This window comes from Micromonospora sp. NPDC049662, from assembly GCF_040675055.1.
Taxonomy (GTDB): Bacteria; Actinomycetota; Actinomycetes; order Mycobacteriales; family Micromonosporaceae; genus Micromonospora.
Map to the genome: position 1 here is coordinate 39,249 of NZ_JBFAOC010000046.1, position 8,582 is coordinate 47,830.

Annotated in this window: 8 protein-coding genes; all 8 read right to left on the bottom strand. The window is 71.1% G+C overall.

Features of this window, described 5'->3' with window-relative positions; genetic code table 11:
- Positions 1-63: 63 nt before the first annotated feature.
- A complete protein-coding gene (locus AB0J36_RS26360) occupies positions 64-1,056 on the bottom strand; it encodes an ABC transporter substrate-binding protein (RefSeq protein ID WP_357120405.1) in 993 nt (330 codons plus the stop codon).
- A 120-nt stretch (positions 1,057-1,176) separates the two neighbouring features.
- Positions 1,177-1,869: an L-ribulose-5-phosphate 4-epimerase gene (locus AB0J36_RS26365; RefSeq protein ID WP_357120408.1), complete on the bottom strand. Its 693-nt coding sequence runs from the start codon at positions 1,867-1,869 to the stop codon at positions 1,177-1,179.
- A complete protein-coding gene (araB, locus tag AB0J36_RS26370; protein ID WP_363661219.1) occupies positions 1,866-3,548 on the bottom strand; it encodes a ribulokinase in 1,683 nt (560 codons plus the stop codon). Before araB ends, AB0J36_RS26365 begins: the two co-directional genes overlap by 4 nt.
- 544 nt (positions 3,549-4,092) lie before the next feature.
- Positions 4,093-4,881, bottom strand: a complete 789-nt coding sequence (locus AB0J36_RS26375; protein WP_363661220.1) for an ABC transporter permease — start codon at positions 4,879-4,881, stop codon at positions 4,093-4,095.
- The gene (locus AB0J36_RS26380) at positions 4,878-5,846 is read right to left on the bottom strand and encodes an ATP-binding cassette domain-containing protein (protein ID WP_363661221.1); all 969 of its coding nucleotides are present in this window, start codon (positions 5,844-5,846) and stop codon (positions 4,878-4,880) included. Before AB0J36_RS26380 ends, AB0J36_RS26375 begins: the two co-directional genes overlap by 4 nt.
- A 32-nt stretch (positions 5,847-5,878) precedes the next feature.
- Positions 5,879-6,721 carry a DUF4097 family beta strand repeat-containing protein gene (locus AB0J36_RS26385; RefSeq protein ID WP_357120420.1) on the bottom strand — a complete coding sequence of 281 codons (843 nt, stop codon included), beginning with the start codon at positions 6,719-6,721 and terminating at the stop codon, positions 5,879-5,881.
- A 61-nt stretch (positions 6,722-6,782) separates the two neighbouring features.
- Complete coding sequence (locus AB0J36_RS26390; protein WP_357120423.1) at positions 6,783-7,310, bottom strand: hypothetical protein; 528 nt, start codon at positions 7,308-7,310, stop codon at positions 6,783-6,785.
- 66 nt (positions 7,311-7,376) lie between these two features.
- On the bottom strand, positions 7,377-8,495 hold the full coding sequence (locus tag AB0J36_RS26395) for an FUSC family protein (RefSeq protein WP_357397059.1): 1,119 nt from the start codon (positions 8,493-8,495) through the stop codon (positions 7,377-7,379).
- Between the last annotated feature and the right edge of the window lie 87 nt (positions 8,496-8,582).

Here is an 8,582-nt window from a genome sequence, read left to right on the forward strand (position 1 = left end):
TTCGTGGTTTACAGGGCGACGCGGCGGGGCCGCCACGCGAGCGTGGCGACCCCTCCTCGTCGATCAGTACTTGCGGGTGGGCAGAGCCTCCTTGGCCTGCTCCTGCGTGAAGGTGGTCTCCTCGGTCTCGATCCGAGCCGGCACCGTCTCGCCCGCCTTGACCTTCTTGGCGAGGTCCATCAGCTGAGGGCCGAGCAGCGGGCTGCACTCCGCGATGAAGTTGAACTTCCCGTCGGCGAGAGCCTGCATACCGTCCTTGACGGCGTCGACCGTGATGATGGTGATGTCCTTGCCCGGCACCTTGCCGGCCGCGGTGATCGCCTCGAGAGCACCCAGACCCATGTCGTCGTTGTGCGCGAACAGCACGTCGATCTTCGGGTTGGCCTTGAGGAACTGCTCCATGACCTGCTTGCCACCCGCCCGGGTGAAGTCACCCGGCTGCGAGGCGATGATCTTCAGGTTCGGGTTGGCGGCGATCGCCTCGCCGAAGCCCTTCTTGCGGTCGTTCGCCGGAGCGGCACCCGTGTTGCCCTGCAGCTCGACGATGTTGACCGGGCCCGTGGCGCCCTTCTTCTGCTCGACCAGCCACTCGCCCGCGAGCTTGCCCTCCTTGACGAAGTCCGAGCCGAGGAAGGTCTTGTAGAGGCTCTTGTCGGCCGAGTCGACCGAGCGGTCGGTCAGGATGACCGGGATGCCGGCGTCCTTGGCCTCCTTGAGCACGGTGTCCCATCCGGACTCCACCACCGGCGAGAAGGCGATGACGTCCACCTTCTGCTGGATGTAGTTGCGGATGGCCTTGATCTGGTTCTCCTGCTTCTGCTGCGCGTCGTCGAACTTCAGCTCGATGCCCGCCGCGGCCGCCGACTCCTTGATCGAGGTGGTGTTCGCCGTACGCCACCCGCTCTCGGCGCCGACCTGGGAGAAGCCCATCGTGATCTTGCCATCGTCCTTGGACCCGCCGCCGCCGGTGTCGCTGTTGCCGCAGGCCGCCACGCCGCCGATGAGCAGCACACTGGCGAGGACCGCGATAGCGCGCTGCGTTCGCATCTTTCTCATCAGATCTCCTTGGCTGGGTGTGGTGGGGACCGCGTCAGCCGCCGACGAGCAGAGGTGGCGTACGCGGGTGGTGCGTGCTGGTGCGTCGGTGGAGCAGACCGGCGGGCCGTGTGGAGACGGTCAGGAGCTCGCCGGTGCGACTGGTTGTTGGCCGTAGACGTTCTGGTAACGGTGGTAGAGAGCGTCGATGTCGGCCTGCGCGATCGGCACGGGCTGCCCGAGGGTGCGCGCCAGGTACGAGGTACGGGCCACGTCCTCGCACATGACCGCGGCCTTGACCGCCGCGCGGGCGTTGCGGCCGATGGTGAAGACACCGTGGTTGCGCATGAGCACGGCGGGTGAACGGTGCCCGGAGAGCGTGGCGACGATGCCCTTGCCGATGTCGTCGCCGCCGATCAGCGCGAACGGGCCCAGCGGGATCTCCCCGCCGAACTCGTCGGCCTGGGCGGTGAGGTGGCAGGGGATCGCCTCGCCACAGGCCGCCCAGGCGCTGGCGTACGAGCTGTGCGTGTGCACCACGCCGCCGACCTCGGGCATGGCGCGGTAGACGTAGGCGTGGGCGGCCGTGTCGCTGGACGGCGCCAGGTCACCCTCGACGAGGACGCCGTCGAGGTCGCAGACCACCATCGTCTCGGCCGTGAGGTCGTCGTAGCCCACGCCGCTCGGCTTGATGACCATGAGGTCCTGGCCGGGCACCCGCGCCGAGACGTTGCCGGACGTCCAGGCGACCAGGTTGTACCGGGTCAGCTCGCTGTGCAGGCGGGCAACGGTCTCGCGCAGTTCACCGATCTGCCGGCTCACCTCTGCGTTCATGCGACGACCTCCAGCGTGGCCTCGTGGGTGGGCACGGCGGCCTCTACCGCCGCGTTGCGGATCGCCCGGAGGCGGAGCATGACGTCGTTGCCGCCGCGACCGAAGTGGTCGTGCAGCGCCCGGTACTCGGCGTACAGGCCGTCGTAGGCACGGGCCCGCTCCGGGTCCGGCGTGTAGACGGCCTCGTGCACCCGCCCCATCGCCTGGGACGCCTCGTGGATCGACGGGTACGCCCCGGCGGCGACGGCGGCGTGGATCGCCGAGCCGAGCGCCGGCCCCTGCGCGGACGCGATGATGTTCAGCGGGCGCTTGGTCACGTCGGCGTAGATCTGCATCAGGAGCTTGTTGTTGGTGAGGCCGCCGGCGATCACCAGGTCGTTGACGGGCACCCCGGCCTCGACGAACGCGTCGATGATCATCCTGGTGCCGAACGCCGTGGCTTCCAGCAGCGCGCGGTAGATGTCCTGCGGGCGGGTGGCCAGGGTCATCCCGACGATCATCCCGCTCAGGTCGTGGTTGACCAGCAGCGAGCGGTTGCCGTTCCACCAGTCCAGCGCGATCAGGCCGTGCGCGCCGACCGGCTGGCTGGCGGCCAGCTCGGTGAGACGTTCGTGCGAGTCGAACCCGGCCGGTGCGCCGTGCTTGACGAACCAGCCGAAGATGTCGCCGACACCGCTCTGGCCGGCCTCGTAGCCCCACGCGCCGGGGCTGATGCCGCCGTCGACCACGCCGCACATCCCGGCGACCTCGGCCGGGTGCTCGCCGTTGACCACGTGGCAGGTGGACGTGCCCATGATGGCGACCAGCCGACCGGGCTGAACGGCCTGGGCAGAGGCCGCGGTGACGTGCGCGTCGACGTTGCCGACCGCCACGGCGATCCCCTCCGGGAGGCCGGTCCAGGCGGAGGCGCGGGCGCTGAGCGTGCCGGCCCGCGCGCCGAGCGGCAGCAGCGGACCGTCGAGCTTGGCCACGAAGTCGCCGAAGTCAGGGTTGAGCGCGGTCAGGAAGCTCTCGGACGGGTACTGCCCGTCCTGCAGGATGCCCTTGTAGCCGGCCGTGCAGACGTTCCGGGTCTCGGTGCCGCTGAGCTGCCAGACGATCCAGTCGGCGGCCTCGATGAACCGCTCGGCCCGGTGGTAGATCTCCGGGTCCTCCTCCAGGAGCTGCAGACCCTTGGCGTACTGCCACTCGGCGGAGATCTTTCCGCCGTACCGGCCGATCCACGGCTCCGACCGCTCATGGGCCAGCGCGTTGATCCGGTCGGCGTGCGGCTGCGCGGCGTGGTGCTTCCACAGCTTGACCCAGGAGTGCGGCCGGTCGCGCAGCTCGGGAACCTCGCACAGCGGGGTGCCGTGGGCGTCGGTCGGCAGCACGGTGCAGGCGGTGAAGTCGATGCCGATGCCCACCACCGCCGCCGGGTCCACCCCCGCCGCGGCGACCGCGGCCGGAACGGCGTGGCGCAGCACGTCGCGGTAGTCGTCCGGATTCTGCAACGCCCAGTCCGGGGGCAGCGACCGACCTCCGGGCAGCGTCTCGCTGATGACCCCGTCGCCGTACTCGTGCACCGCGGTCCCGAGCTCGGCACCATCAGAAACCCGGACCACCAGGGCCCGCCCGGAGAGGGTGCCGAAATCGACACCCACGACGTAGCTTTCGGCAGCTCCGCCCACACGCTCCATGTTCACCTCCACCGTTAACGGAGATAGTGTTAACGCTCACATCCAGCCTCGTCAAGACATCTACCTGCAACAGCTCCGTAACGGAACGCGGAGGCCGTACCGACTCGGGCGCGTCAATACCGGACCGGCGCAAGGCGCTCGATCCGGGGCAGCGGGCGGTCGTGACCCCGTCAGATGGCGATGACGATCGACGGCCGGCGCGGATGGCAGCGATAACATCGACGGCGTCGCCACCCAGGCATGATCAGACCCGTCGAACGCGCCGCCGCCGCGTCCGGACCCCTGACCCGGCGCTCCAGCACCCGACCGCCACGGCGGGTCGCTGGCCGGCGCGGCGTGTTATCGATAACATTCGATGCATGATCGCGGGGTCGACTCGTCGCCGGAGTGATCGGCTCCGGGCCGGCCGTGTCGGGGCTTTCCGGGCCCCGCCGGACGGGCGGGCCGGGCCCCCGGCTGACGCAGGGACCGCCCGGTGACACACCGACGACCCGGCCCCCATCCGGGCCGGGTCGTCGGTCGTCGGTCGTCGGAGGACGTTGGGTCAGGCCGTGCGCGGACGGTTGTAGAGCGCCTTGGCCCAGCAGAAGCAGCCGACCGTGATGACGGCGCACCAGGCGACCGCGAGGAGCCCGTTGACACCGATTCCGCTGCCGAGCAGCAGGCCGCGGAGCGTCTCCATGACCGGGGTGAAGGGCTGGTAGTCGGCGAACAGGCGGACCGGCGTCGGCATCGAGTCGGTGGGGACGAACCCGCTGCCGAGGAACGGCAACAGCACCAGCGGCATGGGCAGGTTGCTGGCCGTCTCGACGCTCCTGGTGACCAGGCCCAGGGCGACCGACAGCCAGGTGACGGCGACGGTGACCATGGTCAGCACGCCGATCGCGGCGAACCACTCGACGGCGTCGGCGGTGGGGCGGAACCCGACGAGCAGCGCCGCGCCGGTGACGGCCGCCAGGCTGACCATCGTCTGGAACACGCTGCCCACGACGTGGCCGGTGAGAACCGACGGTCGAAAGATCGCCATGGTACGGAACCGGGCGATGATGCCCTCGGCCATGTCCATGGCGACCGAGATCGCGGTGCCCTGCGCCGCGCTGGCCACCGTGATGAGCAGGATGCCGGGGGTGACGTAGTTGGCGTACTCGGCCCGGCCGCCGGTCGGTCCGAGGCCGGCGCCGAGCGTGCCGCCGAAGACGTACACGAAGAGCAGCAGAAGGATGACCGGGATGCCGATGAGCATCAGGGTCAGCGACGGGTAGCGGCGCATGTGCAGGAGGTTGCGCCGCAGCATGGTCGAGGAGTCGCGCAGGGCGAAGGGCAGGGTGCTCATCGCGCAGTGGCCCTTTCACGGCTGGAGGGGGCGTCGGGTTGGCCGGTGAGGGCGAGGAAGACGTCGTCGAGATCCGGGGTGTGCACGGCGAGACCGGCGACGGTGATGGAGCCCCGGTCTAGGTCGTCGAGGAGGGACCGCAGCGAACCCACCCCGCCGTCGCTCGGCACCTCGAGGGTCAGCGCGGCGTCGTCCCGGGTGGCCGTCGCGAACGTACGGGCCGCCGAGTCGAGTTGGCCCTGGTCGGTGAAGCGCAGGACCACGTGACCGCCCGGGATGAGCCGCTTGAGCTCGTGCGGGGCACCCTCGGCGATCAGCCGACCGTGGTCGAGGAAGGCGACGCGGTCGGCGAGGTGGTCGGCCTCCTCCAGGTACTGGGTCGTCAACAGGATGGTGACGCCCTCGGCGGCCAGCGCCTTGATGATGTGCCACATGGCGCGGCGGCTGCGCGGGTCGAGCCCGGTCGTCGGCTCGTCGAGGAAGATGACGCGGGGATCGCCGACGAGTGTCATCGCGAGGTCGAGTCGACGGCGCGTGCCGCCGGAGTACGTCGCGGCCGGCTTGTCCGCCGCTTCGGTCAGGTCGAACTGGTCGAGCAGGTCGGCGATCCGGCGGCGACCCGCCGCGCGGTCCAGGTGACACAGATCGGCCATGAGGTGCAGGTTCTCCCGGCCGGTGAGCAGGCTGTCCACCGCGGAGAACTGGCCGGTGACGCCGATCAGCTCGCGTACCGCGTCGGCGTCGCGGGTCACGCCGTGGCCGAGGACGCGGGCGTGGCCGCCGTCGGCCGAAAGGAGGGTGGAGAGGATCTGCACGGTGGTGGTCTTGCCGGCGCCGTTGGGGCCGAGCAGCGCGAAGATCGTTCCCTCGGTGATCATCAGGTCGATGCCGTCGAGCACGACCTTGTCGCCGTAGGACTTGCGCAGCTCGGTGGTGACGATCGCGGGTCTGCTGCTGCCGGTCATGGTTTCCTCATCTGTGGTCGGGCCGGGGCGCGTCAGGCGCGGCGGATGGTGATGTCGCCGTAGGACGTGTTGGCGCGGATCTCGACCGTCTCGTCGGTCTCGGCCGGGCTGTCGGCGGCGTCGAGGGCGTTGTGGACGCGGCCGTGTCGGGAGCTGACGTCGAGCCAGGCGGCGGTGCCGCGCCGGACGCCCACCTCGATCGCGCCGTAGGAGGTCTGTGACTCGATCGACCCGCGCACGACCTCACCCAGCCGCACGTTGCCGTACGCGGTGCGCGCCGCCACCGAGGCGGTCGACGCGTCGACGGTGATGTCGCCGTACGCGGTGTTGATGCGGACGTCGCCTCCGCTGCGCCCGATCCAGCAGTCGCCGGAGGAGTTCTTGATTTCGGCGGTGCCGTCTACCGCGCCGAGGCGCACCTTGCCGGACGACGCCTTCACCCGGGCCGAACCGGTAACACGCTCCACCACGACCTCGCCGTGGCTGCTGTCGATCTCCAACTGCCCGGTCTCCTCCAGCCGGATCGCGCTTCCGGTCTTGATCCGGCACTCACCGAGCCGACCCTCGCCGCGGAAGGCCGCCCAGGCCGCCTCGGCGTGCAGCCGCGTGCCGCTCGGCACCTCGATCAGGACGTCGACCGACGGGCCGGAGCCGAAGCCGTACCGGCGCCAGCTCTTCGGCACCCTGATCCGCAGCTGCCCGGCGGCGAAGTCGACGGAGGTCTGCTCGGCCGCGTTCACGTCGGCCTTGCTCGACGGGTCGCGGGGCCGTACCCGTACCACGGTGTCGGTGCGGTCGGTCGCGGCGATCCAGGCGTCCCCGATGGGCAGCTCGACCTGGACGGAGATCGGTTCTGGCGTGTCGAAAACAGGCATGGTGGTCTCCCGGGAGGTGTTGGCGGAGGCGGAAAGAGCTACGGGGTGGGTGTGCGGCTGCTCAGCGCGCCCAGCCGGTGACGTGCTGGCCGGACCTCGGGGGCTCCGGCCGGCGCGGCGGCTGACGGTCGGGGCCACCGGCCCCGACCGCGCCGGCGACGGCGCGCACCAGCCACGCGTTGACGGAGAGCCCGGCGCGACTCGCGGCCTCGTCGACGCTGGCCTTGAGGTGGTCGGGAAGGCGGAGGTTGATCCGGGACGTGCCGCCCTCGTCGCCCTCGGGTGGCAGCAGAGGCGCCGGGGCCGGAGCTGGCGCGGCGGGCTCGCCCGGCCCGTCCGTGGGCGCGGCGGCGGGTGCCACCACGAAGTCGGGCTCGCGTCCGCGCAGCCGGACGTGCACCGACCCGGGGGCGAGATCGCGGGTGATCTCGTCGGCCGCGTCGGACAGCGCCTCGAGCAGCGTGAGGTGGGTGGCCGCTTCGAGCTGGGTGAAGAGCCGTTCGGCCAGCGCCCGACTCTCCGGATCCACGCCCTCGGCTGCCACGGCGAACTCGTTACGCAGGTTCTCGACGTACGGCCTCAAGTCCATGGCACCATCATGGCACCACTTTGGCTCAGCATGCAACACCTGTGGCTCAGATTGCTGCCACGGTAGTCATCGGCGCTGCTCAGCGGGTGTGTCAGCGGTTGCGAACGCGCGGCGGACCACCCGGTTCGCGGCCTCCTGGCTCAGACCGGTGGCCACCAGCAGGTCGCTGGCGGTCGTCCGAACCTGCGCCACCACGACGTTCCCGGAGAAACCGACGCCTTCCCGGTAGGCGTCGCCAGCGGCGCAGACCGCCCGGAGCGCCCGCTCGCGCGCCTGAACGGGCTCCTTGCCGGCGGCGAACTGCCGCTGGAGCAGGCGTACCGCCTCGGCCAGGCCGGCGACCGCCGTGGGCAGGGGTTCCGGGACGGGCTCACCGTCCTCGAGCAGGGTCACCGCCCTACGGATCAGCGTTCCCGCATTGCGCATGGCCCGGTCGATCGGCTCCGCCGTGCGCGCGTACCGGGCCACCGGCCCCTGCCGCTGATGCCAGTGCACGGGTGAGAGGGTGCTGGCCTCCCGGGCACCCTGCGTCGCCTCGACGAGCGCACCCAGCTCGTCCTTGTTCTGCCGCAACCTCGCCCGGGCGGTCAGCGCGCGGTCGATGTCCCGGTCGGCCAACGCGCCGGCGGTGGCGTCGAGTTGGGCGCTGAGCAGGTCCAGCGCCGGTCGCGCGGCCCGGTTGAGCACCCGCAACGGGCTCAACGGCAGCAGGACGGCGGTGACCAGCAGCGCCACGGCGCCCCCGACGAGAGCATCCACGAAGCGGGGGATCTCCAGGTCGCGCACGGCTGGACTCAGCGTGGCGATGAGCACGGCCGTGGCGCCCGCCTGGATCACCACGGCCGCGCTGCCGACGAGGAACAGCGCGACGACGATCGCCAACACGACGATCAGAGCGAGCTGCCACCACCCGGTGCCCATCACCCCGAGCAGCAGGTCACCGACCAGCACCCCGACGGTGACACCGATGATCAGCTCGACGGTGCGGCGCAGGCGTTGCCCGACCGACGCCGCGAGGGTGGAGACCGCGGAGATCGGCGCGAACACCGGCTGCGAGACGTGCAGCACGTCGCGCACCACCAGCCAGGACAGCGCCGCGGCCACGCCGGCCTGCAGGGCCAGCCCCCCGATACCCCGAACCCGCCGCGCTCGATCCCGCAGCGTGCCCGACAGCTGGCCCCGCAGCCGCGCGGCCGCGCAGCAACTCCGGGGCGGAGTCGTCGGCGGTCAGCCCGAACCACACGGTCAGCGTCGGGTCGTGCCGGTCCCGGT